The organism is Vibrio sp. J1-1 (assembly GCF_021728395.1).
Lineage (GTDB): Bacteria > Pseudomonadota > Gammaproteobacteria > Enterobacterales > Vibrionaceae > Vibrio.
This window is the reverse complement of the sequence record NZ_JAKKCM010000006.1, coordinates 140,759-167,506: the sequence shown is the minus strand read 5'-3', so window position 1 is coordinate 167,506 and position 26,748 is coordinate 140,759. Positions and strand designations below refer to the sequence as shown.

Genomic DNA, 26,748 nt, shown 5'->3' with positions numbered 1-26,748 from the left:
TAGGTATGCTATCAATCAGAACAACTGGTTACAAACCAAGTTGCCTTCTCTCTGATTTTTCGGTGTAGCATAGCGACATATTCGCTGGAGTGAGATAAAGGAGCTCTCATTGGAATTTTTATTAGATTACGGTTTATTCTTGGCCAAGATTGTGACGGTTGTCGCTGCGATCATTGTCATTCTAATCCTTGTTAAATCGGTAGGCGGTAAATCAGGTGCTGCAAAAGGTGAACTTGAGATCACAAACCTTTCTGAGCAGCATAAGCAGTCTGTTGAGCAACTAGAGCATCATTTACACGATGAGGCTTTCATCAAAGCTCGTGACAAAGCGATCAAGAAAGAAGAAAAAGAAAAAAATAAATCCCGCGAGAAAGAGATTAAACAAGCAAGTAAAGAAGGTGAGTTAGATAGCAAACGCGAACCACACTTGTTTGTTCTTGACTTCAAAGGCAGTATTGATGCCAAAGAAGTAAACTCATTACGTGAAGAGATCACCACGATTTTGGCGGTGGCTCGTGAAGGGGATGAAATCTTACTGCGTTTAGAGTCTGGTGGTGGCATGGTTCACGGCTACGGCTTGGCGTCTTCTCAGCTTGATCGCATTAAATCTGCTGGTTTTCCATTAACTATCGCCGTGGATAAAGTTGCGGCAAGTGGTGGTTATATGATGGCCTGTGTGGCAGACAAAATTGTCTCTGCACCATTTGCCATTGTCGGCTCAATTGGCGTGATCGCACAAATTCCAAACTTCAATAAGTTATTGAAGAAGCATGATATTGAGTACGAACAACTTACCGCAGGTGAGTACAAACGTACCCTGACTATGTTTGGAGAGAACACCGATAAAGCCCGTGATAAATTCAAGCAAGAGCTAGAAGAAACTCATGTACTGTTCAAAGACTTTATTCGAGAGCGTCGCCCAAGCTTAGAGTTAGAAAAAGTCGCAACTGGCGAACACTGGTTTGGTACTCAGGCAAAAGAGCGCGGTCTGGTCGACGAAATATGCACGTCTGATGATCTCGTTGTTGCGGCATGCAAAGACAAGACAGTGTTAGCCGTTCACTACGTACCGAAGAAAAAACTGGCTGATAAGCTAGCGGGTGTTGCGAGCAAAGTGGCAGACAGTGTCATCTTAAAGTTGGCTGAGCGTGGTCAAAAGCCAATCGTGTAACCACGAAAAGTGATATCCAATTTGAACATGGCGAGGGTGAAAGCTCTCGCCATTTTTATTTGAGTTTTTAAATTTACTTATAAATCAGGCTGCTCATGCAGTGTGATGCATGGAATGACATTTTTCCTCGCCCGAAAGGGCAATTTCCCTTATAATGCGCGCCTCGAAAACCGAGCAAATTGCTAAAAGAAATAATAGGTGGAGAAGAACATGTCCTCTCAAACTCCGGTTGTAACCGTAGATGGACCGAGTGGTGCAGGTAAAGGCACTTTGTGTATGTTGCTAGCAAAAAAGTTGGGTTTCCAACTCTTAGACTCTGGCGCGATTTATCGAGTACTTGCACTGGCTGCTATTCACCATGGTGTTGATACTGAGTCTGAGGACGCACTTGTCCCACTGGCTACACACCTAGATGTTCAATTTATCGCTGAAGGTGACTTGGTTAAGGTTATCTTAGAAGGCGAAGATGTCTCCGGTGAGCTTCGTAAAGAAGAAACGGGTATGGCTGCATCTAAAGTCGCTGCGCTACCACGTGTTCGTGAAGCGTTATTGCGTCGTCAGCGTGCCTTTGAAGCGGCGCCAGGTTTGGTTGCCGATGGCCGTGATATGGGAACCGTTGTATTTCCACATGCACAAGCGAAAATTTTCCTTGATGCGAGCGCAGAAGAGCGTGCAAATAGACGCCTTAAACAGTTGCAAGATAAAGGGTTAGATGTTAAGTTTGCTGACCTTTTAAGCGAGATCCAAGAGCGTGACGATCGCGATCGTAACCGCCCAGTGGCGCCACTACGCCCTGCAGAGGATGCGCTTGTGCTAGATTCTACATCGTTGTCTATCGACGAAGTGGTAGAAAAGGCACTACAATATATCGAATCGAAGCTAGTTGAGTAACGATACTCTACTAGGCTAAGAGCGTTGGTCGCAAGGATGATGACCGGCGAATTTAATAACCCCATGCGGTAGGATACCCGTGGACGTTTAATTTATTGAAGATTAAATAAATGACTGAATCTTTTGCTCAACTCTTTGAAGAGTTTCTAAACGAAACAGAATTCCAACAAGGCAGCATCGTTAAAGGTACTGTAGTAGCTATCGAGAACGGTTTCGTTCTTGTTGACGCTGGTCTTAAGTCTGAATCTGCTATCCCTGCTGAACAGTTCAAGAACGCTGCTGGCGAACTTGAAGTTGAAGTTGGCGCTGAAGTAGACGTAGCTCTAGACGCTGTTGAAGATGGTTTCGGTGAAACTCAACTTTCTCGTGAGAAAGCTAAGCGTCACGAAGCTTGGATCGTACTTGAGAAAGCTTACGAAGAAGCTGAAACTGTTGTTGGTATCATCAACGGTAAAGTTAAAGGCGGTTTCACTGTTGAACTAAACGGTATCCGTGCTTTCCTTCCTGGCTCTCTAGTAGACGTACGCCCAATCCGCGACACTGCTCACCTAGAAAACAAAGAGCTAGAGTTCAAAGTTATCAAACTTGACCAAAAACGTAACAACGTAGTTGTTTCACGTCGTGCTGTTATCGAATCTGAAAACAGTGTTGAGCGTGACGAGCTTCTAGAAACTCTACAAGAAGGTTCTGAAGTTAAAGGTATCGTTAAGAACCTTACTGACTACGGTGCGTTCGTTGACCTAGGTGGCGTTGACGGTCTTCTACATATCACTGATATGGCTTGGAAGCGCGTTAAGCACCCATCTGAAATCGTTAACGTTGGTGACGAGATCCAAGTTAAAGTTCTTAAGTTCGATCGTGAGCGTACTCGCGTATCACTAGGTCTTAAGCAACTAGGCGAAGATCCATGGGTAGCAATCGCTAAGCGTTACCCAGAAGGTCACAAACTAACTGGTCGCGTAACTAACCTAACTGATTACGGCTGCTTCGTTGAAATCGAAGAAGGCGTTGAAGGTCTAGTTCACGTTTCAGAAATGGATTGGACTAACAAGAACATCCACCCATCTAAAGTTGTTAATGTTGGCGACGAAGTTGAGGTTATGGTTCTTGAAATCGACGAAGAGCGTCGTCGTATCTCTCTAGGTCTGAAACAGTGTAAAGCTAACCCATGGCAGTCATTCGCTGAAGCACAAGCTAAAGGCGACAAAGTTACTGGTAAGATCAAGTCTATCACTGACTTCGGTATCTTCATCGGTCTAGAAGGCGGCATCGACGGTCTAGTTCACCTATCTGACATTTCTTGGAATGTTGCTGGCGAAGAAGCTGTACGTGAGTACAAGAAAGGCGACGAGATCTCTGCAGTTGTTCTAGCAGTAGATGCAGAGCGTGAGCGTATCTCTCTAGGCGTTAAGCAAATGGAAAACGACCCATTCAATGCTTACGTTGCTGACAACAAGAAAGGTACTCTAGTTAACGCTACTGTAACTGCTGTTGACGCTAAAGGTGCTACTGTTGAAATCGCAGAAGGCGTTGAAGGTTACATCCGTGCTTCTGAAGCATCTCGCGATCGCGTAGAAGATGCTTCTCTAATCCTAAGCGCTGGTGATGTTGTTGAAGCTAAGTTCACAGGTGTAGACCGTAAGAACCGCGTAATCAACCTATCTATCAAAGCTAAAGACGAAGCTGAAGAGCAAGAAGCAATGGCATCTATCAACAAGCAAGATGACAATGCATTCGGTAACGCAATGGCTGACGCTTTCAAAGCAGCTAAAGGCGAATAATATACTCGCTTAAGCAAAAAAGGGGCCGCAAGGCTCCTTTTTTATATTTATTGTAATAAAAGTAGTAATACTAATATCGGTAAACTATCTTAATAAAAGACATTTCTTCAATGTATACTTTGCGTAAAAATTGTCTAGAATTACGAGCAAGTGTTTGTTGGAATTAGTATTACTTACTATAATGAGTGAGAAAGATACTCAAAGAGGGCAACTATGACTAAGTCTGAACTGATTGAAAGACTCTGCGCTGAGCAAACGCATTTATCAGCGAAAGAGGTAGAGGATGCTGTAAAAGATATTCTAGAGCACATGGCCTCTACATTAGAGAGTGGTGACCGTATCGAGATCCGCGGCTTTGGTAGTTTTTCTCTTCATTACCGTGAGCCTCGCGTAGGTCGTAACCCGAAAACTGGTGATAAAGTGGAGCTAGACGGTAAATTCGTCCCACACTTTAAACCAGGTAAAGAACTTCGTGAGCGCGTAAATATTGGCTAATGCTCTCTGATTAGTTTGAAAAAGCGGCATACTTTTTTGTATGCCGCTTTTTTGTAATATACCTAGGTCGTTTACCAATCTACCTTGCCTACGCGATTTTCTGGTGCGTTAAGTTGAGCAATTTACTGATCTAGATTGGTATTAACTTCAATTGTGTGGCTACAAACCGGTTTTCTTGAGGTTACTTGGGTATAGATTATTGCTAATATACGTGGTCTGAAGAAACATTTTACTGCATAATCTGACCTACTTACTCCTCTAAGGGTGATGTAATATGAAAATTATAAAAATCGCTGCTATTTTTGCTCTCTTTTTAATTGCATTAGCATTAGGCTCACAAAACCAAGAAGTTGTGGCTTTTAATTATCTTTTAGCAAAAGGAGAGTTCCATTTATCAACGCTTCTAGGCGTGGTATTTGTTGTTGGCTTTGCTTTAGCATGGGTAATCTTCGCTAGCATCCAGTTAAAGACTCAACTTCAAGTTCGACGTCTTAAAAAGAAACTAAAAAAGTACGAGCCAGCTCAAGCAGAAACCACTGCTAAGCCTGCTATTGACAAGCAGGTATAAGGATAAGGCTTCACTTTAATGCTTGAACTACTCTTCTTGTTATTGCCTATAGCTGCTGCATATGGCTGGTACATGGGGCATCGCAGCGCTCAACAAGACAAGCAGAAGCAATCACATCAAATTTCTCGTCAATACATGACGGGTCTGAACTTACTGCTTTCTGATCAATCAGATAAAGCCGTAGACCACTTTATTGAATTGCTCCAAGTTGACAACGAAACTATAGATACCCACCTTGCGCTGGGTAATCTTTTTCGTTCTCGTGGAGAAGTAGACCGCGCTATTCGTATTCACCAAAATCTTATTTCCCGCTCGGGTCTGACTCTTGACCAGAAAAACCTCGCCCTTCAGCAGCTCGCGAAAGACTACATGGTTTCTGGCTTTCTGGACCGTGCGGAAAAGATATTTGAACAGTTAGTAGAAGAGCCGGAGCATCGAGAAGGTGCACTTCAACAGCTTGTGACCATTTACCAGCAAACACGTGAATGGGAAAAAGCGATTCACTACGCCAACCAACTGGCAAAAGTGAGTAATAAGCGCTCTCGAATGCGAGCAAATATCGCTCACTACTGGTGTGAAATTGCCATGCTAGATCAAGCTGATGGCAATAAGAGCAAAGCGGTTCAGCATTTCAAAAAAGCACTCTCTGAAGACCCAAAATGTGTGCGTGCTAGTATTGCTTTAGGTCGTATGTATTTAGAGTCAGAAGATTACAAACAAACTATTAAATACTTAACTTCTATCTTGGAGCAAGACAAAGACTTTATTAGCGATGTTTTGCCTACGATTGCAGAGTGCTTCCACCACCTAGGGCAAGAAGATGAGCTGGTGGAATTCCTCCGGGCTTGTATCGATAAGAAAGCTGGGGTATCAGCAGAGTTAATGCTGGCACAGCTGGTTGCTCATCACGAAAACGTAGGAGCAGCACAGGAGCTGTTGACGAAGCAGCTACTGAAAAATCCGACCATGAAAGGCTTCTATCGTCTGATTGATTACCATATTGCAGAGGCGGAAGATGGTCGTGCAAAAGACAGTCTTTCAACCTTACAGGCTATGGTTGGTGAACAGTTAAAAGTGAAACCACACTATCGATGCCGAAAATGTGGTTTTTCTACCCATTCTCTTTATTGGCATTGTCCATCTTGTAAGGGGTGGGGGACGATCAAACCAATCCGTGGATTGGATGGTGAGTAATTTTAGTGCAGCTGACAGGTTTTCTGTCCGCTGCATTTTTTTAGCCTTATGTTTAATAAGTAAAAAAGTAACAAGAACAGAAATAATTAGGAGATGAAATGATCGACCAAAAAGTTATTGTCGCACTGGATTATGATAACCAAGCAGATGCGCTTGCGTTTGTAGATCGCATTGATCCTGCGTCATGCCGTTTAAAAGTCGGCAAAGAGATGTTTACACTATTTGGTCCTGATTTCGTACGTGAGTTACACAAACGTGGTTTCTCTGTATTTTTGGATTTAAAATTTCATGATATCCCAAATACTTGTTCGAAAGCCGTGCGTGCAGCAGCGGAACTGGGTGTTTGGATGGTGAATGTTCATGCAAGTGGCGGTGAACGTATGATGACAGCATCTCGTGAGATTCTGGAACCATATGGCAAAGATCGCCCATTGCTGATTGGTGTCACTGTACTAACCAGCATGGAACAGAGTGATTTGGCAGGAATAGGCTTGGATGTTGCTCCTCAAGAGCAAGTGATTCGTCTGGCGACACTAACGAAAAACTCAGGCCTTGATGGCGTAGTATGTTCTGCGCAAGAATCGTCGCTTTTGAAAGGCGAGCTTGGTAAAGAATTTAAACTGGTGACGCCTGGTATTCGTCCAGCAGGATCTGAGCAAGGTGATCAGCGCCGCATCATGACGCCCGTTGATGCAATCCAGGCTGGATCAGACTACTTGGTTATTGGTCGTCCTATTACACAGGCTACTGACCCAGCCGCTGTATTGAAGTCAATTAACGATAGCTTGGCGAAGATGTAATAAACGTAACTCATTGTTTTGTTGCCTATAAAGGTGAAGTAGCAATACTTCACCTTTTTTATTAAAGCGGGGAAGTTTTAGGTTTAATGCTCTATGGCCAATCGTCTTTTAACCAGGGCATAACACTATATCGGTCACAATTTCATGACATAAATCGCTGTTAGAATCAGAAAATGCAAGCAGGTGTTATTGATGGGTTGCGTTACAAATAGGTTACGAATACTATGACAGAGATGCATTTACTGCGTTGTAAGGTCTAGGATGACCTGGTGAATCTCTTTGATATTAATACCAATCGTAGTAAACAACTGGTCGTACTAGCTTGTTAAAATACTCGATAACTTCGTTAAAAACTTTGATTGTAGAATAACTACTTATCGAAAATTTTTGCCTTGTTCTCAAGCATTTTTCCTACGCTATTCCTGATCATTTATTTACTGTGATTGGTATAGTATAGAAGTTGGCAGGAAGTCGCTTCATATTATACTTCTCTTACTTTCCTATCTGCGTGAGACTGTTTTCGTAGATTTTGTGAGCTTCACTCACGGTCTTCCTTGTATCTGCCTTAGATCGCAAATCATAACAAGGAAGAAAAATGACCAATAAACTGCCATTTTCAGTACTCGCAATATTAACCGCGACCAGTTTTCAGCTGAATGCGGCTGAATTACCAGCCGATATTGAATGGACCTCAAACAACAACGAGCCACTGTTTGCTTCAGAAGAAGCGGTTCACGGCGGCACGTATCGTACTTATATTCAAAGCTTCCCACAGACATTACGTAGTGTTGGTCCTGATGCAAACTCAGGATTACGCCAATACCTAATGGATGGCACGCCAAAAATGGCTCAACGCCATCCAAACACTGGTAAATGGATTCCGCAACTTGCTAAGTCATGGGCGTTTGGTGAAGACAATAAAACGGTTTATTTTAAGCTAGATGAAACCGCAAAATGGTCTGATGGTGAGAAGATTACTGCCGACGATTACGTCTTTATGATGCAGTACTACACATCGAAAGACATTATTGACCCTTGGTACAACGACTTCTTCACCAACAGTATTGTTAGTGTCGAAAAGATTGATGACTACACTATTCAAGTGAACCTTGCTGTTGCTCAAAGCCATGATTCCCTGATGGTGATGATCAACATGCCGAGTAATGGCTTCCAGCCTCGTCCGAAACATTTCTTCGAAGGTGAAAAAGACGAAAATAATGATGGCATGCCGGATAACTTTGTACGTAAGTTTAACTTCAAAGCGGAACCTACAGCAGCTCCATACTATTTAGATAAAGTGAAAAAAGGCAAAAGCGTTACGTTTAAGCACGTTGGTGAAGATTGGTGGGGTTACAACAACCGTTACTACAAAAACCGTTACAACGTAGACAAAGTACGTATTACTGTCATTCGTGATCCTGACATAGCGCTTAAGCACTTTGAAAAAGGAAACCTGGATTACTTTGAAATGGTGTTGCCAAACTATTGGCACGATAAAACGAACACAGATGTTTATAAAAACGGTTATATCGAGAAATATTGGGGCTTCAACCAATCACCACAAGGGGCTGGTGGTGTTTGGATGAACACAGCGATGCCTTTGCTTGATAACCTTGAAGTGCGCAAAGGGATCATGGTTGCGACCGATTTTGACGGTATGATTGAGAATATCATGCGTGGCGATTACTCGCGTAAGCCACATGGCCTTGGTTTTGGGCATGGTGAGTACGACGATCCGAACAACACGCCACCAAAGTTTGATGTTGCTGCAGCCGTTAAACATTTTGAGAAAGCCGGGTTTGATACCGTTGGGGCGGATGGTATTCGAGTGAACGACAAAGGCCAACGCTTAAGCTTCGCGATTACCTACGGTTATAACTCCTGGACACCACGAATAGCTTACCTCAAAGAGCAAGCTAAGTTAGCGGGTCTGGAGTTTACACTTAACCTAGTCGACGGTTCATCTGCGTTTAAATATATTCTGGAGAAGAAACATCAATTAGCCTTCTTGAATATGGGGTCCGGCGAAATTCCAGCATATTGGGAATATCTCCACTCAGATAATGCGAACAAACCTCAGACTAACGCACACACCAACTTCAGCAGCGCTGAATTAGATAAGCTGATAGAGGCGTACGACTCTGAGTTTGATCAGCAAAAACGTTATGAATTGTCTCACCAGATTCAAGATTATGTGACCAAAGTAAACATTATTGTCCCTGGTTACATGGTGCCTTATTCACGTGTTGCACATTGGCGTTGGGTAAAAATCCCAAAAGATGGCATGACGAAAGCGACAGAATGGATCCTTCACCCAATGGATATGGGTAACTTCTGGATTGATCCTGACGTGAAAAAAGAAACGGAAAAGGCTATGGACGATGGAAAAACTTTCCCTGAAGTAAGTGTCATTGATGACCGTTACAAGTTGTAGTTTTAGCTTCTACTAAAATGTAAGCCCTATCTCAAAGAGATAGGGCTTTTTGTTTTCTCGTTACTATTTCGGCTATTTAACCAAATAAGAAGCTTCGAGAAGATAGGTTTTTACATCGCCTAAAGAAGAAAATGCTTTGTCGATGGCTTTAAAGCGTTCATCAATTGAATCACTAGAGGTGATGTTAGCAAACGTTGTAATCGAGAAAGATTCGTTTGCATTAAAAAAGCGATGCACATTTTCTAGTTGCACTTTATGAATGCTCTCAACCTTACTTAGTGCACTGGTTAGGTCTGAAATGGTGATTGACATTGCTACTCTGAAATTTATCTTTGAATCAACACTGGGCGTTGGCGCTCGTGCCATATTTTCCGCTAGAGTAGCATCAGTGCTTAGATAATGAACTGACGAAGATCAATGTGTTCGATTTACTGAATTTACCTTAATTGGTAGTGATATCTATTATCATCTTATTGAATAATAATGATTTTTATGATGGGTGTCTTTTTGTCACACGAGCTTGTTCTTTGTTACTGGCTTTTAAAGCTCGTTTTTCGGTTTCGTGTTATGAGGTATTGAGTTAGCAGTATTAGAACCAACTTATTTTCGATATTGATGCAAATTAAAATCAGAAGGGGAGCATTTAGCTCCCCTTACTCAGTTATTCAGATCTAGCGGCTTAAAGTTGCTTGGCAATATTATCGGTAAGGTTATTCAGGCCGGTTGATAAAGCCTTGACCAAGGCATCGTACCCGTCATCCTGCAAGGGTATTAAGATATTTACCTGAGAACGAAGTTTGACTTTGCCGTCGGCGTCAATCAGCATCCACTCGCCTTCAAGCTCAGCATTACCTTGGTAATTGCCATTGAACTTATTCAAACTCAGTTGCAGCTTGTTTTCTCTACTTTGGTCCATGAGGCTATGCACTTTCACTGGCCAGTAATGACTTTGCTTGTGGCGCAGGTCGGCGATGATTCGCTGCGTAATTTGCTCTGAAATGTTTTGCGCCCACTGATTGTGTTTCGCCTGAATAATTTGTGACTCAGACGTGCGATAGACAATACCACTGTCATTAAGGTAACTGGCGAGTTCAACTGAGCGAACTACTAAAAGAGGACGCTCGGTCATTACTGTGCTACGCGATACCTGAGACTCTGCCTGTGGTAAGAGATACAGTGAGCCTGTTGTTTCTGGTGCGCTGCTACAGCCTGCTAATAGCGCAGAAATTAAAAGAAATACACGTTTCATTATTTTTGCCCTCTCACAGGTACCGGATCGCTGGTTTCGTCTTCTCCAAACACGAGTGAGTTTGGTTTTTCGTTTAGTTGTTTAAGGACAGGCTTAAACTCTGTCATGACACTTTCGAGCTCTTTGAGCGTGGATTCCATTTCGCTGTACATGGTCGAGTTAGGCCCGTAACCATCGAGTGTTTTTTGTAGTTGTTGCAGGCTTTGACGAATATCCGACGGGATTTTCTGGGTATCGTTCTGACTTAACAGCTTATCGATATTGCTTGCTACTCGCTCAGCGGACGCTAAAGTTCGTTCTGAGGTTTTCAGTGTCTCGTTTAACGAGTTGAGAGTATCTTCCATTGGTAAATTGTTGATCTTGTTTAGAAAGTCATTCACTTGTTTTTGAACCTGAGCAAATCCACCACGCATGGTCGGGAATACCTCTAAGCCCAAGAATTCATCTGGTACGTATTTCTCTGCATCTGGATAGAAATCAGTGTCGATGTATAAAGCTCCGGTTATCAAGCTACCAGTTTTCAACGTACCACGAAGACCTTTGGCAAACTCCAGTTTTAATTTCTCGCTGTAGTCAGACATTGAATCCGTGTGGAAGTGCTCGAATAAGCGACCTAATTCAATGCGCACTAGTACTGGAATTCTTTTTACTGAGAAACTTTCTGCTTGAGTCGGGAAGCGTAGCGGTACTCTCATTACGGTACCAATTCGCAGACCTCGGTACTCGACGGGTGCCTTCGCTTTGAGGCCACGGACCGATTCATCAAACAACATAACAAACTCAATGTACTCGTCGTACATGCCTTCACGAAGCTGTTTAGCATCATCGTATAGTCGGAAACTTGCCAACTCTTCCGTTAGTGGTTCACCGGAATCCATACCAGGAATGGAGTCGAACGTTACACCACCTGTCAGCAAGCTTTCAAGAGAGCCAAACTTTAGTTCAAAGCCCTCGGTATTGAGTTGTAAATCCACACCGGAATTGAGCCAAAACTTGGTGCGGGTACGGACTAAGTTATCGTACGGCTTAAAAATAAATAGCTGATAAAGCGCCTGACGGGAGTCAACATCAAAACTGGTTTTCTCTACGCGGCCAACGGTAAAGCCTTTAAAGATCACCGGATCGCCAACCCCCAGTTTTCCAGCTTCGCGGTGAGTTAATACTAGTCTCAGACCTTCAGCGTCGGGAGCGGCAACAGGTGGTATATCAAGTACGCTAAACCTTTCTTTTTCTTCATCTGACTTACCAGGCTGTAGCTGAATGTAAGCGCCAGAAAGTAATGTCTCTAATCCCGATACGCCTTCACGGCCAATACGAGGTTTGACGACCCAAAACATCGTGTCGTCCCTAAGCATACGAGCCGCGTCTTTGTTCATCTGTGCTTTAGCGATGATGTGATCATAATCTTCGCTGAGTGTGACTTCGGTAATAACGCCAACTTTTACGTTGAGCGCTCTGATCTCGGTCTTGCCTGCTTCAATGCCATCGGCTGTCGGTAGCTGTAATGTGATCTGTGGGCCGGTACTGTTGATGTATTGAAACAGCATCCACGCCCCCATAACGAGCGCAAGGATTGGAACGACCCAAATAGCAGAAACCTGCTTTTGCGGTTTTATTTGAGCGGTTGTGTTGTTCTCATCACTCATATTTGGCTTTCTCTTTTAAGTCAGACGTTGGCTCTTGCCCATCACTTTGTGGCTCTTGCCCATCACTTTGTGGCGATTGCCACAATAAGCGTGAGTCAAAAATCATGGCAGAGAGCATGGTGAAAATAACCACTGCAGCAAATGATAACGCAGCAGGGCCGGGATAGATCGCCATTAGGTTTTGCAACTGAACCAGTGCAACCAAAATAGCGACGACAAAAATATCAATCATTGACCAACGGCCAATAAACTCAGTTAAGCGATATATCTTCAAGCGTGAAATACTTTCTTCCGGTGGAAGATATCTCGCTTTTTGAGCTTGAGTGTACAACCACGCCAGTGCAAACATTTTCGCCATCGGAATGAAAACGCTAGCAAAGAAAATCACCATCGCAATAGGGTAGGAGCCCAAGTGCCAGAGCAGTATTACCCCCTCCATAATGGTTGAGCCTTCTGAGTGACCAAGGCTAACGGTGTACATCATCGGGTAAAGGTTCGCCGGAATATAAAAGACGATCGACGCAAATAGTAAAGCCCACGCTTTTTGTAAGTTGTCTGCTGGGTTATATCGGTGAAGCGGGCTTTTACAGCGAATGCAGGCTTTATCTTCAATACGATTTATCTGATGACAAGTATGACAGCCAATATGATTGTGATTGTGGTGGGTATCGCCTTCAGCTACTCCAGGCACCTCTTCGGCTGGAATAAAGTGACCCCATAACCAGCTTTTGTCGACCATCGAAATGCACTTGACGACCAAAACAGTATAAACGCAGAAAGCCCAGAAAGAGGTTCCCATACCGATATCAGCAAGCGAAGCGATTTTGATTAAGCTGACTAACACACCAATCAAAAACACATCGACCATCAGCCAGGGTTCGACCTTAAATAAAATTCGGCACAAGACTTTTGCCATTCTTTTTTGCTTTTTAGAGGGTGAGCGTTTAAGTGTTTTCAATGCTTCAAGGTGGAGAAAAAGAATTAAGCCTACGTAGATGGTCGGCAGGATAACAACAGTCGCTAATAGCAGTATGCCGAGCAAGACGTTTTTGAACTCGGCCAGCATTTTGGCGGCGTGTAGCAAAGTGATCTCTTGAGATAAGCCTTGCACACTGAAAGACATAAAAGGAAACGAGATGCTGAGCACCAGCATGATCAAGCATGCTGACGAGATAGCAATGACACTTTGATAGGGTTTCGCGTTCACTTTAGTCAGCGAATGAGAACAGCGAGGGCATTGGGCTTTTTGTCCTTGCTCTATCTCAGGAATACGGACAACGAGACCACATTCTTCACATGAAATTAACTGACTTGAATTTGGTTGAGTACTCATGGAATAGGATTGTAAATCATTTGTCCAAACAAGGCTCTGTTTTACAGCAGATACTTATATAAGGCAAAGCTTTTAACACAAATTATACTTGCATTATAGTAACCAATTGGTGTAGGTGATTTTCATATTGTTATTTATTTTGCGCGCAAATAGTTTGAGTGCAAATCAAGGGTGATGGCCATTCTTATTGTGCGTGTTTAGGGGCGGGGTCAGCTTATTTAATACTGCCTACGGAAGAGCGCCTGACTAAAATCGGCATAAAGAGCTTATGTTCAGTTCGTTCTGTTTCTTCCGCGTTAACCAATTGCAAAGAGAGCTTTACTGCCTCGTTGGCCATAACTTGAATCGGGTAGCGAATAGTCGTGAGGCGAGGGTATATATAACGCGCGATGTGAGCATCATCGAAACCCATCACTGACATATCTTCGGGAATTCTAATGCCATTTTCTTGTAACAGGGTCATACAACCCGCAGCCATGTAGTCGTTGTAGGTTGCCACTGCTGTGATAGGGATGTTCTTTGCTAATAGATTTACCATGGCTTGCTCACCACCGGTTTCATCAGGTTCACCGTACTCGATATACTCTTCACGAATGTCGATACCGTTGTCACGTAAGGCGTCCAGATAACCTTCTCGTCGGTCTCGCGCATCTTCGATATGATGGCTTGAGCAAATATAGCCGATGTGCTTGTGTCCATTACGAATCAAGTGCTCGGTAGCGATATAAGAACCTTTACGGTTATCTAAGGCGATACAGCGTGATGCAATCTCCGGAACAATGCGGTTGATTAACACCATCCCCGGAATTTCCTTTGCTAGCTTGCTAAGCTCTGAGTCACTCATCCCTTTACTGTGAACGACTAAAGATTCGCACTGGCTGTTAATTAGCAAGTTTATTGCGTTACGCTCTTTGGTTGCATCGTGATATCCACTTCCGATAAGCAGTTGTTTTTCTTGCTCGCTGGCTATGGTATCGATGGCTTTAACCATAGTGCCAAAAAAAGGCGCAGAAACATCGTTGACTAACACACCGATCGCGTTCGAAGATTTACTGACCAAAGCTCGAGCATTGGCGTTAGGGCGATAGCCCAGGTTTTCCATTGCTTCTTTTACTGCCGCAATGGCAGCTTCACTGGTGTGAGGGGCGTTATTGATCACGCGTGATGCGGTAGCAATCGATACTCCTGCTTCTTTTGCGACGTCTTTGATGGTAGCCATAAGGAACTCAGAATCTTTAATTTCAGCTATTTAACTATGAAGGCAGTAGGAACTCAATTAGTGAAATAAGAATAGTGGCTGTGTTTCAAGGTTTTGTACTAATTATGGGTTGAATGGCATAAAAAATCCCCAAATCGGAGTTTGGGGATTGAATCGACAAAGTATCTAGAGCGCTTTATTGAAAACCTTAGTGAGCAGGCTGAAACGATACCCGGTACGCATAGTGATTATCGGTAAGCTGGAATTCCTTATGTACGCTTGGGCTCCAAGAGTCATCACCACCGACACCCATATGTTTATGATCCAGACGCAGATATACCTTTTCTTCTTTGACGAGCTCATTGGTATGCTTCGCTTTAGCCAGAGCGTCTTGCGCAAATTGGTTAACGCTGAATTGGAAATCGCCAGAAATGATCAGGTTGTTCATTTCCAATTTCCGTGTACCACAGCGTAGACCACTGTCGGTAGGGAAGATGTAAGGTGTGTGCATTTGTTCCAGCGTTTGGGTATGCAGTCCAAAGCGTGCAGCAGATAAACGGTCCGGATAGTTTTCAAACGGACCTAAACCTTGCCATGTGACTGTGGTATTTTGCTCTTGTAGAGGCAATTGCATTTCTAAACCAATACGTGGCATCGGTGGTAAGCTATCGGCTAATTTCACATCAACGTCTAGTTGCATTTTGCCATCATTGTACAGGGTATGGACCCAAGTCGTGATAGCCTGCACATCGCCACTGAAGTGGTAAGCATAGATAGAGGTCACTTGTACTGCCTGTTCAAGCGTCTCGCTTTGGCAAGCGACACATTCACGTTCCCACTTGCCGATACCAGCCATGTCCCAGCGGCATATCCAAGCGTTCGGGTCGACGTTGTCAACTTCACTCACGCCAATGTCGTTATCCAACGGAGCACGATAGAAGTTGTCTTGCGGTGCCGCCAGTGTCTGCGCTTTTCCTTCTACTTGCCAATCAACCAGTAAGCCAGTGTGTCGATCCCAACGCCATTGATATTTCTCGTTTAAGCTTGAGACCAAAATAGCGTCATCTTGTTGAATCAAAGAAGGGATTGGTTGTACTTCCAGTTTCGGTATCACCAGGCCAGAGCGGTTAAGCAGAGAAAGTTGCTCTGTCGCGCAAACATGACCCGCAGGCGCCCAAGGTGTCTCTTTGATTAAGGTGATGTCCGTGTTTAAGTGATACACAGCTTCTGCTTTTGCTTCGAAGCTCAGCTTGATTTCTAGCAGGGCTTGGCTGTTGGCTTCGATATCCAGTTGTGTTGAACCAGACTGAACCACTTTGCCATTTTCCAAGAGTGACCAGTTCAGCTGCTCATTATCCGTTGACCGGAAAAGGTTTTCATTGTTCACGAGTAGAGTACAGCGCTGTTTCGTTTGCTCTTGTAGTGATACGGTGATCATGCGCTGGCAATATTTTGCTTCTTCTAAAGTTGGATGCACGGTGCGATCAGGAAATATTAGCCCGTTGATACAAAACTGACGGTCATTAATTTCATCGCCGAAGTCACCGCCATATGCCCAGAAGTGTTCGCCATTTTCATCCCATTGACTCAAACCTTGGTCAACCCAATCCCAGATGAAGCCACCTTGTAGACGAGGGAACTCACGGAAAGCATCCCAATATTCGTTAAAGCTACCCAAGCTGTTACCCATCGCATGCGCGTATTCACACAGAATAAGAGGGCGCGTTTCATTTGGTAATGAAATCCATTTTTTGATTGGCCACTTCGGTACGGCTTCGTCTTCAATGACCGTATTTACGCGTGCATACATAGGTGCAATGATATCGGTAGCACTAGTGTTTGAGCCGCCACCTTCGTACTGGATCGGGCGTGACGGATCATAGTCTTTCGACCAAGCGTACATCGCGTTGTGGTTACTGCCGTGACCAGACTCGTTACCTAAAGACCAGATAATGATAGAAGGGTGGTTCTTATCGCGCATGACCATTTGCGTGTAGCGACTCATGTAGGCGTTTGACCATTGAGGATCGCTCGATAAACGGTTCATCGGCTGCATGCCATGCGTCTCAATGTTGGCTTCATCACACACATATAAGCCGTATTGATCACACAACTCGTACCAACGAGGGTGGTTCGGGTAGTGGGAAGTACGTACTGCATTAAAGTTGTGTTGTTTCATTAAACAGATATCACGAATCATGTCTTCTTCGGTCATCACATGTCCGAGCTCAGGGTGATGCTCATGACGGTTCACACCACGAATCAACAGCGGCTGACCATTTAACTTCAGTTGGCCATCGGTTATCTCAACTTTACGGAAACCAACTTGATAGGCTTCGCTTTCCAGGTGTGTGCCGTTTTCGTCTAGTAGCGATACCACAAGGCGATATAGGTTTGGTGTTTCTGCCGTCCACTTTTTCGGGTCATTCACGTGCAGGGTTTGAAACACAACGTCATTCCATGAACCGCGTTCGTCAATACGGCGGTTGTTCGGCTTGTCTATACGAGGTCTCGTTACCGCCTCCTCACCATCAAATAGCTGGACCTGAACTTGGTATGTGTCTGGCGCTGAAATATGGGTCACGATAGATAAAGAACCATCGCGATAGCAGGCGTCAAGATCTGGAGTGATGAATACATCTTCAAGACAGTGTTGTGGTTTAGACAATAACGTCACATCGCGGAAAATACCGCTTAACCACCACATGTCCTGATCTTCTAGGTAACTGCCATCACTCCAGCGAATTACCATTACTGCGAGACTATTCTCTCCTGCGATCAAATGAGGTGTGAGGTCGAATTCAGCTGGAAGGCGACTGTCTTGGCTATAGCCGACCCAGTTGCCGTTACACCACAAATGGAAAGCCGAATTAACGCCGTCAAAAATGATGCGTTGTGTATTTGCAAGGGCTTCTTCGGTGAGAGTAATCGTTGTGCGGTAACATCCGGTAGGGTTGTCTGCTGGTACAAACGGAGGGTTCACCTTAAATGGATATTTAACGTTGGCGTAAATAGGCTTGTCATAACCTTGCATCTGCCAGTTTGAAGGAACAGTAATTTCGTCCCAATAGGTATCATTGAAGTTCGTTGCAATGAACTCGCCGTTGACCTGCTCTGGTGCTTCGAAAAGCTTAAACTTCCACTGACCATTTAGAGATTGTCGCTGAGCATGAATATCGTCACGGGCATGGTCAATATTGCGATAACTAGAAAGCGGGCTATGTGCTTTCAGGCAGTGAATGTTCACTGATTGTGGATTTTCCCAATCGCGTCGTTGAATAATATCTGAAAATGCCATCATGTTTCCTACTTAATTTTTATTTCTAATCTTGCTTCACTACGTCCATTGCGTCCGTAATGAGTAAATCTCTGTATGTGTATCGTTATTGAGCTAACTGTTGCACGAGGTAGTCTTTTGCTTGGGTGATGCCTTGTTTTTCGGCTTTATTTGCGATTTCTGCTGCTTGTTTTACGTTGTTCTTTTCCAGAGCCGCATCAATTTGTTCGCGGTACTGTGGCCACTCTTCTGGCGACGTTGTTAATGATGTATGTGGCACTGTCAATTGTCGTTGAGAGTCAGGGTTTGTGCTGAGTTCTGCTAATAGTGTCAGTACAGCATTGTTGTCTGAAGCACTTGTGGTGACGTCAATCACGCCAAACGGTTGGTATTCGGCTGTGAGAGGTAATTGTTTATTGCCGATTACATTTTGTAAATCTGCGTAGACTTGTTCAGGATGAATGCGGGTTAACTCCTTACCCAGTAACGCAGTATCGGACGCAATAACAATGTATTTCGCGCCATTGAGTTGTGGATTGATAGTGACGACGCTTTCAATGCGTTCTAATCCGCGCATTCCGGTCGTTTGGTAGTCAAACGTTTCGGCTGAGTAGTCAGAAATTAGCTGCCAATTTCCGTCATAAATGCGAATGTTTGCAGCAAATAGTGCATTGTTATCGATATACGACCGAACTAACAGTGAGAAAGGTGTATCTACGGTGATTCGGTAGCCCGTTACAGGAAGTGCTTGTGATGAAGCTATTTCTGAACCCGATAAAGCCTCGGCACTCAATGTTGGCAAATTGGCGTCCATAACCACTTGCTGGTGGAAAGGCGTCGACAAAGCCGTCAGAGGGAGGGCATTTAATGTTGAGCAACAAGTCTGCGTGTTGAAGTCAGTATTGAAAGTTGGTTCTGGTAAGCTACTGCACGCACCAAGAGACAGTGCCATGAGTAAAGTCGCCAACGGTTTTAATTTCATCGGTTTTGTCCTTTTGTGGGGCGAGTGCATTCCTCACCCCATTGCGTTCAAAAATAGTAGCTTTGGTGTATTACCACCATGTTTCGACGTTAAAGCCAAACGTCACTTCATCTACGTCGCGCTTACTTATGTTTTGTGACGCGCCATAAACGTCCCCACCGCGGTTCCATTCATCGGCTTTTTCAGAGTATGTTGCGAATAAGCGCAGTGATGGACGGGCCCAAACCCCTTTGCCTGCCTGGAACATCTGCGCCAGCGTGACTTGGTACATATCATTAGTGCCGGCATCACTTTGTGCTTCTACTGACTCGTAACCCACTTCCAGAGAGGTCGCTATGTATTCTGTCCAGCTGTATTGAGGTCGCGCACCCACGCTAAACCACTTTTCACCTTCGTTGTTATCCAGGTTTTTGTCTTGATAGGCGATGGAGTACATTACTTGGAAATCTTCATTGACGTTTAAGTCACCAGAGTTAAAGATTCGCCAGCTGTAACCATCGTGCTCTACGCCTGTGCTGTATTTACGATTAGAACCGCCCTCTGCACTCATTAAGCCACCCGCAAGCGCATCGGTACCGTATTGGAATGCAAACGTGTTTGAACCATAGCTCCAGGCTTGACGATAAAGGGCAGAAAACATGGCGCCAGAGGTGGTGATGTCACTTTCGTCGTAGCTTGAGTTTTGGGCGAGAACATAGTTCAAACCAACGGTAAGATCTGCACTGTCGCTTAATTCAATATCGCTTAAACGTGCATCCAAGTTGTGTAAGCTACGTCCATCAGCACTCGAATTTGGCGCCATCCAGGCAAAATGGCCTTTAGCAAAGCCGAGGTCCCAGTTCTCAATACCGATACCGGTGCTCGAGGTATCCCAGTATTTAATGTCGATCATGTGCACTTCATGTCGGCGGTAGAAGCGTTCACCCGCCCAGACAGAAGCATCTTCTTGGCCTTTGAAGAGTCCGTAACCGGCTGACCACATTTGGATCAAGCTAACGTCCCCCCAGCTTTCGCCACTTCCCAGGTAAAGGGTGGTGTCAAAGTACGCATCGCCTTGCTGCCATACGTCAGCTTTTACACCCGCTTCCCACCAGTTCAACTCGTTACCCAAACGGTAATTACCATAACCTTGGCCTGCGCGAATCACGTCGTTACGTTCGCCTTTGCCATCGTTGTGTTCGTCATTATCTGTGTAGATATTGCCCCATTTGGCGTAGCCAAAGTAGGTCACGTTCTCCACTGCGGCCGTACTAGCAAGCGGTGCTAGGGCAAGGGTTAACCCAAGCGCTCTTACAAGCGTCTTTTGTTTCATGAAGTGTCTCCATTCTATTTTATTTATGGATTTATTTTTTATTTGAGTCCTAACTCACCGAGGAGTGTAAAGAAAGTCTGGAAACGTTTACATGATCGGATTGGCATTTTTGCCACAATGATGCGTTTATTACTATTTGGTGTGATTTTGATCTCTTAATTTGAGGTTTGTTTGCGGTTTTTAAGGTTGTTTTTCTGGTGAAGGATTGGAATCGTTTACTTTTTGGTGAAGGGATACTGATAGAAGGAATGTTACCAGTGGCGAGTAAGTTTTTGAAATTATTGGGTTTGATCGAGAAGGGAATTGGAAAAAGAGCCCAACTGAACTCAATTGGGCGTATGAGACAAGGAAGTATAAACAACATGTCGCTCGCGGGCGCAATGCACACGGCGGCGTGCTGAATTGTCAAGCTGGGGTATAAAGTTAGGACCCAAGAGAGACACTTCATGATGAATCTCGAAGCATTAAGAATACGAGTGTCGGTTAATTACTGCAAGAGTTTGACGTTTTAACTGCACGGTGTTTAGCCTTGTTTGTACTCTTTACCTCAAGGTTTTGTATTTTAATTTAATAATTACAAATGGTTATTCTTTTTTCTGGCCAGTGTTACAACAGTAAAGTCGTACGTTTTCTTTCAGACTTGAGTTAAATATAAGAGGGAGTTAGAGCAAAAGACGCTCACCTCAGTATGAGAAATTAATCTGTAAACGTTTCCATGATTTTGGCGCAGCTCACAGATTATTTTGTTCTTTGCATTATGATGCGACGTAATTTCCAGTTTAAAGGTAAGACAAGATGACGGACAAAACACTGATTGAGTTAGCTGGTAAAGAGACTCAACTGATCGTAGAGCTGGGTGAGTATGCGGAGATCTTGCATTGGGGGCTGAAGGTTAGTGGTGATCTCGAAGGTTATCGTCTCACTCTGCAACGCCCGGTGCCTTATGGGCGTTTAGATAAAGATGTATCCATGACTCTGCATCCTGAGCTGGGTCGAGGTGTGTTTAGTAGCCCTGGGTTGGAAGGTCATCGCGATGGGCAGGATTGGGCGCCTGTATTCGTCATTAGTCGAATCGAAAAGAGTACAAACGGCATTATTATCGACAGCGAAGACACTATTTCTGGTCTGCGCTTAAATACCATTTTGGAAATGGATGAGCATGATGTGGTCAAGACCCGTCACACGCTAACGAACACTAAAACGGGGACGTATCACGTCAGTCGCCTTGCAAATACACTTCCGTTGCCCGCAAGAGCAAACGAATTGATGACGTATTACGGACGTTGGGTCCATGAATTCCAGACGGTCCGTCAACCTTTAACTCAGGGGGGTTACCAACAAGAAAACCGTCGTGGTCGCACATCTCATGAGCATTACCCTGCATTTGTTGCTGGTACTACTCACTTTGATGAAATGAATGGTGACGTATGGGGATTCCACTTTGCCTGGAGTGGAAACCACAGATTGCGAGTGGATGTGAAAGCTGATGGACGCCGCTATATGCAGGCCGAAGTGGTTTATCTACCCGGTGAAGTAGCACTAGAAGAAGGTGAAAGCCTTAGCACACCTTGGTTATACGCAAGCCACAGCAGTGCAGGTTTGAATGGCATGAGTCATCACTTCCATTCTCATGTTCGCGAAGCGATTTTGCCAGGCAACGTTAGTGATAAACCTCGTCCGATTCATTTGAATACCTGGGAAGGCATATACTTCGACCACGATCCACAATACATCATGTTGATGGCTACTCAATCGGCAGAAATGGGTGTAGAGCGGTTTATTATTGATGACGGTTGGTTCAAAGGTCGCAATGGTGACAAAGCCGGATTAGGGGACTGGTTCTTATGTGAATCCAAGTATCCAAATGGTTTACAGCCGATTGTCGATCACGTAAACAAACTAGGTATGGAGTTTGGTTTGTGGTTTGAGCCAGAAATGATCAACAAAGATTCTGACTTATACCGCATGCACCCAGATTGGTTACTTGCAGTCGATGGCTACGATCAGCCGACCGGCCGCAACCAGTATGTCATTAACCTGCAAAATGATGAAGCCTTTCACTTCTTGTTCAAAAGATTGGATCACTTTCTGTCGACTTACAATATTGCTTACATCAAGTGGGATATGAACCGTGAAGTCGTTCAGCCTGGTCACTTAGGCCGGGCGGCAGCACACAATCAAACTCAACGCTACTACGAATTAGTGGATAAAGTGCGTGAAAAACATCCCCAAGTTGAGATCGAATCGTGTGCGGCGGGTGGTGGTCGTATTGATTACGAAGTATTAAAACGTACCCATCGTTTCTGGGCTTCGGATAATAACGATGCACTTGAACGTCAAACGATTCAACGAGGCATGAGCTACTTCTTTCCACCTGAAGTGATGGGGAGCCATGTCGGAGCCAGTCATTGTCACAGCACGCGTCGTCGCCACAGTATTGAGTTTCGTGGGGTAACGGCGCTGTTTGGTCACATGGGTATAGAGCTGGACCCAGTAAAAGAAGAGCAACAAGAAAAGCAGGGCTTTGAGCGCTACATCAGGCTTCACAAAAGGCTGCGTCCATTGTTACATACTGGAAGAACATGGCGAGTTCCTACAGATGATAAAGCACATCAGATTCATGCAGTGGTCTCTGAGGATCAGTCCGAGGCAGTGCTAATGATCGCTCAGCTCGCGATGCCGACCAATTCACTCAGCGGTCACTTGCGCGTTCCGGGGTTGGCTCCAGAAGGGGTATACCGTGTGTCTGTGTTAGATAAACCTTCTAACTACGACGATATCGTCAATTATCAGCCTCCATGGACAGAATCTGAATGTGAGCTTTCCGGTGCGTGGTGTGCAGAAGTGGGTTTAACTATGCCAATTTTAGACCCTGAGACAGCGATGCTGGTGAAGTTTGATCTCGTCAACGAATAGCTCCGCATAGTCAGATCTTAATCGATTCCAGCGTTGATTTATCCAAGCCGTGCAGACGTAAAGTTTGTGCGGTTTTTTGCGTGTGTTTAAAAACGTATTCATGAACTCGTTTTGTTGGTATTTGATTTAAATATTTGAAAAATAATGAGTAATTTAAATGTTCACTCAAATAAAAAACCAAAAATATTGTTCTATATCTCATTTTTAAAATCTAACTGTAAACGTTTCCATGAAGTGGTTGTGGATCACAGTAAGGCATTAGGCGTGTGAGTAACATTATCATCGAAATATAAATACAATACGTCGACGTTATGGATTCTAGTTAGGGGAATACATAGCAGTACGGCACTAAGGAACGATTATGTCTAATAAAATTACTCTACAGACCAAGGTTTCATACGGTCTTGGTGCGCTTGGTAAAGACTTTGCCTGTGCTCCTATCTATATCTTCTTAATGTTTTACTTTACCGATGTGGCAGGCTTGTCTGCGGCATTTGTTGGTACCATCTTCCTGGCGGCTCGTATCTTAGATGCGGTCACTGACCCTATGATGGGGGTGATCGTTGATAACACGCGATCACGATTTGGTAAATTCCGCCCATGGATTGTGATTGGTACGCTATTAAACGCGGTTGTATTGGTTGGTCTATTCAGTACTCATATGTTTGAAGGTACGGCACTGTACGTTTATGCGGCGGCGGCCTACATCTTATGGGGTCTGACTTATACCATCATGGACATTCCTTACTGGTCAATGATTCCAGCGCTATCGAGCTCTCGCGAGGAACGCGAAAAGTTAGTGGTTTGGCCGCGTTTATTCGCTAGCTTAGCATGGTTCGTCACTGGTACTTATGGCTTACACATTGTTGGAGAGCTAGGTAACGGAAATCAAGGTGATGGCTTCTTTAACGTCGCAATGCTGATTGCCGTTCTGTTTGTTATGAGTGCGTTCTTGATTGCGCGCAACGTAAAAGAGAAAGTTGAACCTTTAAGCACAAAAACCGCTGAGAAATTTAACTTCAAAGATGTGCTAGTAATTATTGGTAAAAACGATCAGCTAAAAGCATTGATTGGCACGGTTCTTTCGTTCCAAATTGCAAACCTTTTGGTTGGTGGATTTGCGATTTACTACTTCTCTTACGCATTGGGCGATGCGGAATTATTCCCTGTGTACATGATGGTTGCAGGCGCTGCGGAAGTGGCTGGTGTCTTCTTATTTCCTCGTATCGCGGCAGCACTTCCACGTAAAAACCTATGGTTAATTGCTTGTGGTTTCCCTGTTATTTCTTGTGTGGTTCTGTTCGTTATGGGGTTCGTTGCGCCGGCAAATGCGCTAATGATTGGTATGGCAGGCGCTGCAATTAAGTTTGGCGTGGGTATTGCCAATGCCTTGCAAACAGTAATGCTAGCTGACGTCGTTGACTATGGTGAGCATAAAACAGGTCGCCGCAGCGAAAGTGTCATTTTCTCTGTACAAACCATGCTGGTGAAATTCGCTGGTGCAGCTGGTGGTTTCGTTGTGGGTGTGGGCCTGTCGGTTGTTGGTTATGTACCAAACGTCGAACAATCAGAAAGCACGATTATGGGCCTTGAATTTATGATGATTGGTCTACCTGCAATCATGATGATCATCAGCGGTATTATTTACCGACGTTACTACCGTTTGCACGAAGGCTTTAATAAAGAAGACGCTGAGCAGGAGACGTTGACACAACGTTCTCCAGCTGAAGCTTAATAGCTCAAGTTTTAAGTAAAAACTACAAGGGGAGTGTCCAGAATTGGACGCTCCCCTTTGTTTTATTCAGCACTCTTTTTTATTTAACAGTAGTGCTTTCAAACGCATTGGCGCCCATTTGTTTACTGCTCAGTGTTTTTCCGTAGTAGCCTTGATGCTGGTGGTACTTTTCAGCGTTCGCGGCGACACTGCCTTTAAAACGAGGGTCTTGAGGACGCTCATGACTATTGACGTACGCAGCCACATCCCAAGCTTCCTGTTCTGTCAGCTGTACGCTCTTGCCAAGCGGCATATTCTCGTAAATAAAGTAGGCTGCGGTGTTGATACGGTGCATGCCAGCGCCCCAGTTATAGGCGTTTGCCCCCCACAGTGGTGGGATGTAAGAGTGACCGTCGTTGTCTTTAATGCCTGAACCATCAACGCTATGGCAGGTTTCGCAGTTCTTTGCGTAAACCAATGCGCCTCGCTCAGGTGATGGTGCTTGCTCTGGCGCAGGGATTTTAGGGTAGCCACGTCCGGCAAGCTTGCCGCGTTCTTCTACAGGTAACGCCAGAGCAATCGCTTCTGGCATAGGAAAATCTGGTGCCTTTCCGCCCGTTTGTAGTGTTTTGGCATCTATCTCGGGAATCGGCTCATCGGTCATACCATGCTGGTCAAGCAAGCCCCCCATTGCTAACCAGTAAGCGTAAGCACTTAGGGCGATGATTTCTGGTGAGTCATAAGCTGGCGCTTTGCCGTTCATCGAGTATTCGAAGCAACCTTGGATACGGTCGGCGTAACTGTTTACACGATCGTTTTTCTTACGATAAGCAGGGTACGCCATATAGGCCGCCCATAATGGTGCTGCATTGGGTTTACGTCCTGCCTCCATATGGCAGTTCACACAATTTTGCTCATTGCCCACGTACTTTCCGCGCATTTGCTGAGAGTTCACAAACAGCGAATAGCCGCGTTTTACTTGCTGACCAAATTCCGTATTGGCTATGGTGCTGAGGTCGCGTGGCTTCAGATACTCACTCGGGGCTTCTTTTTCAACTGCCGGCAGCTCTTTTTGGCGATCAGGTAATGGCTCGTTCGCTATCGCAGCTGCAGAAATGACAGGTAACACAAATAAAGAATAGAAACGTTTCATGTCTGCTCCTAATAACGTAACGAGGCAAAGTAGTGGGAAAGATTTTCAATCTCTTTATTGGTGAGATTCTTTGCAATGGAGCTCATCATATTGAGCGGGTCACCATTACGAGTGCCATTTTTCCACGCCATTAATTGTGCTTTTAAATAGTCGGCATGTTGACTAGCTAGGCGAGGGAACTTGTCGACCCCCATACCGCTGGCACCATGACAAGTTGCACAAGCGGGAATGTTGCGATCCCAATCTCCCTGAAAGATTAGCTTACGATAAGGGCTGCGAATGTTGGCTTGGTCACCGCGTTTCTCTGGGTTTGAGAACTCATAACTTGGCAGGCTCGCGTAGTATTCAAGTACCTCTTTACGAACACTAGGATCGTTTAGCTCTTGAGCCATACCTTGCATGACTACATTTTGTCGCTCGCCACTAAGGAAGAGTTCTATTTGAGTGTTGAGGTAATTTTCGTTTAAACCGGCAATCATAGGCGCGATATTGGCCTGGCCCATACCATCTTGACCATGGCAGCCGCTACATACGCCGACCTTTTCGGGAATAGACGAGGCGTTAGCGCCCATTGTAGTGGCCAGCAAACAGGCTGTGACCACTGAAATAACTTTTGACATGCTGACTCACTTTG

General features: G+C 44.6%; 20 protein-coding genes. 10 read left to right on the top strand and 10 right to left on the bottom strand.

Going from position 1 to position 26,748, the window contains the following annotated elements:
- Nucleotides 1-109 precede the first annotated feature (109 nt).
- From sohB to L3V31_RS11600, 8 genes are all read left to right on the top strand, one after another.
- Entirely contained in the window at nt 110-1,171 is a 1,062-nt protein-coding gene (gene sohB / locus L3V31_RS11635; RefSeq protein WP_237316212.1) for a protease SohB, read from the top strand.
- Between the two features lie 210 nt (nt 1,172-1,381).
- Nucleotides 1,382-2,062 (top strand): (d)CMP kinase, encoded by a 681-nt coding sequence (gene cmk / locus L3V31_RS11630; RefSeq protein ID WP_237316211.1) that lies wholly within the window; start codon nt 1,382-1,384, stop codon nt 2,060-2,062.
- 110 nt (nt 2,063-2,172) lie between these two features.
- Complete coding sequence (rpsA, locus tag L3V31_RS11625) at nt 2,173-3,843, top strand: 30S ribosomal protein S1 (RefSeq protein ID WP_237316210.1); 1,671 nt, start codon at nt 2,173-2,175, stop codon at nt 3,841-3,843.
- Nucleotides 3,844-4,056: 213 nt separating this feature from the next.
- Nucleotides 4,057-4,338: an integration host factor subunit beta gene (gene ihfB / locus L3V31_RS11620; protein ID WP_014232466.1), complete on the top strand. Its 282-nt coding sequence runs from the start codon at nt 4,057-4,059 to the stop codon at nt 4,336-4,338.
- Between the two features lie 274 nt (nt 4,339-4,612).
- Nucleotides 4,613-4,906, top strand: coding sequence for a lipopolysaccharide assembly protein LapA domain-containing protein (locus L3V31_RS11615; RefSeq protein ID WP_237316209.1), 294 nt, complete (start codon nt 4,613-4,615; stop codon nt 4,904-4,906).
- Nucleotides 4,907-4,924: 18 nt separating this feature from the next.
- On the top strand, nt 4,925-6,100 hold the full coding sequence (lapB, locus tag L3V31_RS11610) for a lipopolysaccharide assembly protein LapB (RefSeq protein ID WP_237316208.1): 1,176 nt from the start codon (nt 4,925-4,927) through the stop codon (nt 6,098-6,100).
- 98 nt (nt 6,101-6,198) lie between these two features.
- The gene (gene pyrF / locus L3V31_RS11605) at nt 6,199-6,900 is read left to right on the top strand and encodes an orotidine-5'-phosphate decarboxylase (RefSeq protein ID WP_237316207.1); all 702 of its coding nucleotides are present in this window, start codon (nt 6,199-6,201) and stop codon (nt 6,898-6,900) included.
- A 595-nt stretch (nt 6,901-7,495) separates the two neighbouring features.
- On the top strand, nt 7,496-9,334 hold the full coding sequence (locus L3V31_RS11600; protein ID WP_237316206.1) for an extracellular solute-binding protein: 1,839 nt from the start codon (nt 7,496-7,498) through the stop codon (nt 9,332-9,334).
- A 72-nt stretch (nt 9,335-9,406) separates the two neighbouring features.
- Here the strand turns inward: L3V31_RS11600 and L3V31_RS11595 are convergent, their stop codons facing one another.
- From L3V31_RS11595 to L3V31_RS11560, 8 genes are all read right to left on the bottom strand, one after another.
- Nucleotides 9,407-9,646, bottom strand: a complete 240-nt coding sequence (locus tag L3V31_RS11595) for a hypothetical protein (RefSeq protein ID WP_237316205.1) — start codon at nt 9,644-9,646, stop codon at nt 9,407-9,409.
- A gap of 367 nt (nt 9,647-10,013) precedes the next feature.
- Nucleotides 10,014-10,583 (bottom strand): ABC-type transport auxiliary lipoprotein family protein, encoded by a 570-nt coding sequence (locus L3V31_RS11590; protein ID WP_237316204.1) that lies wholly within the window; start codon nt 10,581-10,583, stop codon nt 10,014-10,016.
- The gene (gene pqiB / locus L3V31_RS11585; RefSeq protein ID WP_237316203.1) at nt 10,583-12,229 is read right to left on the bottom strand and encodes an intermembrane transport protein PqiB; all 1,647 of its coding nucleotides are present in this window, start codon (nt 12,227-12,229) and stop codon (nt 10,583-10,585) included. The genes L3V31_RS11590 and pqiB overlap by 1 nt, the downstream gene beginning before the upstream one ends.
- Entirely contained in the window at nt 12,222-13,562 is a 1,341-nt protein-coding gene (locus L3V31_RS11580) for a paraquat-inducible protein A (protein ID WP_237316202.1), read from the bottom strand. Before L3V31_RS11580 ends, pqiB begins: the two co-directional genes overlap by 8 nt.
- Before the next feature lie 214 nt (nt 13,563-13,776).
- Nucleotides 13,777-14,781: a substrate-binding domain-containing protein gene (locus L3V31_RS11575; RefSeq protein ID WP_237316201.1), complete on the bottom strand. Its 1,005-nt coding sequence runs from the start codon at nt 14,779-14,781 to the stop codon at nt 13,777-13,779.
- Between the two features lie 187 nt (nt 14,782-14,968).
- Nucleotides 14,969-18,061 carry a beta-galactosidase gene (locus L3V31_RS11570; protein WP_237316200.1) on the bottom strand — a complete coding sequence of 1,031 codons (3,093 nt, stop codon included), beginning with the start codon at nt 18,059-18,061 and terminating at the stop codon, nt 14,969-14,971.
- 82 nt (nt 18,062-18,143) lie between these two features.
- A complete protein-coding gene (locus L3V31_RS11565) occupies nt 18,144-19,019 on the bottom strand; it encodes a MalM family protein (RefSeq protein ID WP_237316199.1) in 876 nt (291 codons plus the stop codon).
- 70 nt (nt 19,020-19,089) lie between these two features.
- Complete coding sequence (locus tag L3V31_RS11560; protein ID WP_237316198.1) at nt 19,090-20,331, bottom strand: carbohydrate porin; 1,242 nt, start codon at nt 20,329-20,331, stop codon at nt 19,090-19,092.
- Nucleotides 20,332-21,126: 795 nt separating this feature from the next.
- On the opposite strand from L3V31_RS11560, the gene L3V31_RS11555 reads away from it, so the two are divergent.
- Nucleotides 21,127-23,247 carry an alpha-galactosidase gene (locus L3V31_RS11555; RefSeq protein ID WP_237316197.1) on the top strand — a complete coding sequence of 707 codons (2,121 nt, stop codon included), beginning with the start codon at nt 21,127-21,129 and terminating at the stop codon, nt 23,245-23,247.
- A gap of 361 nt (nt 23,248-23,608) precedes the next feature.
- Nucleotides 23,609-24,982: a melibiose:sodium transporter MelB gene (gene melB / locus L3V31_RS11550; protein WP_237316196.1), complete on the top strand. Its 1,374-nt coding sequence runs from the start codon at nt 23,609-23,611 to the stop codon at nt 24,980-24,982.
- A gap of 79 nt (nt 24,983-25,061) precedes the next feature.
- On the opposite strand, the gene L3V31_RS11545 is transcribed toward melB, so the two are convergent.
- Entirely contained in the window at nt 25,062-26,114 is a 1,053-nt protein-coding gene (locus L3V31_RS11545) for a c-type cytochrome (protein ID WP_237316195.1), read from the bottom strand.
- Between the two features lie 8 nt (nt 26,115-26,122).
- Nucleotides 26,123-26,686, bottom strand: a complete 564-nt coding sequence (locus L3V31_RS11540) for a c-type cytochrome (RefSeq protein WP_237316336.1) — start codon at nt 26,684-26,686, stop codon at nt 26,123-26,125.
- Between the last annotated feature and the right edge of the window lie 62 nt (nt 26,687-26,748).